The organism is Salinivibrio sp. KP-1 (assembly GCF_000968645.1).
Taxonomy (GTDB): Bacteria; Pseudomonadota; Gammaproteobacteria; order Enterobacterales; family Vibrionaceae; genus Salinivibrio; species Salinivibrio siamensis.
Genome location: NZ_LAQR01000025.1, coordinates 1 through 694, shown reverse-complemented (window position 1 = coordinate 694; position 694 = coordinate 1). Strand labels below are relative to the sequence as shown.

The window sequence follows — 694 nt, the reverse complement described above, 5'->3', positions numbered from 1 at the left end:
CTTAACTGCGAGAGTGACGGCTCGAGCAGGTACGAAAGTAGGTCATAGTGATCCGGTGGTTCTGAATGGAAGGGCCATCGCTCAACGGATAAAAGGTACTCCGGGGATAACAGGCTGATACCGCCCAAGAGTTCATATCGACGGCGGTGTTTGGCACCTCGATGTCGGCTCATCACATCCTGGGGCTGAAGTCGGTCCCAAGGGTATGGCTGTTCGCCATTTAAAGTGGTACGCGAGCTGGGTTTAGAACGTCGTGAGACAGTTCGGTCCCTATCTGCCGTGGGCGTTGGATGATTGAGGGGAGCTGCTCCTAGTACGAGAGGACCGGAGTGGACGAACCGCTGGTGTTCGGGTTGTGTCGCCAGACGCATTGCCCGGTAGCTAAGTTCGGCACAGATAAGCGCTGAAAGCATCTAAGCGCGAAGCTGGCCCCGAGATGAGTCATCCCTAGAGCTTCGAGCTCTCTAAAGGGTTGTTCTAGACTAGAACGTTGATAGGCAGGGTGTGTAAGCGCTGTGAGGCGTTGAGCTAACCTGTACTAATTGCCCGTGAGGCTTAACCATACAACACCCAAGAGGTTTTGGGTTGGACTTGAAATAAAGCCAGTTGATTGTGGCGAGAACGAACAGCTTTCTAGATTAAGTGTTTTGACTGAAAAGTGAAGACACACCAAATTTTGCTTGGCGACCATAGC

Annotated in this window: 1 rRNA gene; it reads left to right on the top strand. The window is 52.3% G+C overall.

The features are described 5' to 3' along the window. A 23S ribosomal RNA gene (locus WN56_RS08610) occupies positions 1–563 on the top strand; the annotation flags it as partial. Between the last annotated feature and the right edge of the window lie 131 nt (positions 564–694).